General features: G+C 57.3%; 1 protein-coding gene. It reads right to left on the reverse strand.

Annotation, left to right across the window (positions count from 1 at the left end; genetic code table 11):
• A partial coding sequence (locus tag E1189_RS22495) for a hypothetical protein (protein WP_230459899.1) occupies positions 1 to 859 on the reverse strand: 859 nt, incomplete at both ends.

The raw sequence follows: 859 nt of genomic DNA on the forward strand, positions 1-859 counted from the left end.
TTTCAGGTTATCCGTGCCCCCCATAATCTGGAGGTGTCTGCCCATGGCCAGCTCGATCTCCCTATCATCACAGGGGATATTCGCCTGCCCTCCGGCCGCTCGGGCGCGTAGCCCGGTAAAGATGTCCAGGGCAGCTTTCAGGTTATCCGTGCCCCCCATAATCTGAAGATGTCTGCCCAGTGTTAACTCAATCTCTTTGTCATCACAGGGTGTATCCACCTTCCCCCCGGCCGCTTGGGTGCGCAGCCGGATATAGATCTCCAGGGCCGTTCTTAGATTATCTACTCCCCCTATGAGCTCGAGGTGTCTGCCCAGTGTCAGCTCGATATCCTTGTCATCACAGGGGGTATTTACCTGCCCCCCGGCCGCTTGGGTACGCAGCCGGATAAAGATATCCAGTGCTGCTTTCAGGTTGTTCGTGCCACCCATTATCTGAAGATGCCTGCCCAGTGCTAACTCAATCTCCTTGTCATCACAGGGGGTATTTGCCTGCCCTCCGGCTGCCCGGGTACGCAGCTGGGTAAAGATCTCCAGGGCCACACTTAGATTGTCCGGGCTTCTCATGAGCTGGAGAAGTCTGCCCAGGGCCAGTTCGATCTCCTTATCATTACACGGGGTATTTGCCTGCCCCCTGGCTGCACGGGCGCGTAGTCGGGTAAATATCTCCAGAGCTGTTCTCAGGTTCTCCTCCCCCCCCAAGACCTGGAGTACTCTGCCCAAAGCCAGTTCGATCTCCTTATCGTCACAGGGGATATCCGCCTGTCCTCCGGCCGCCCGGCTACGCAGCCGGGTAAAGATATTCAGGGCCGCTTTCAGATTCTCTGTGCCACCCATGAGCTGGAGGTGCCTGCCCAGTGTT

It is taken from the genome of Parendozoicomonas verongulae (assembly GCF_009711465.1).
Classification (GTDB): Bacteria; Pseudomonadota; Gammaproteobacteria; order Pseudomonadales; family Endozoicomonadaceae; genus Sansalvadorimonas; species Sansalvadorimonas verongulae.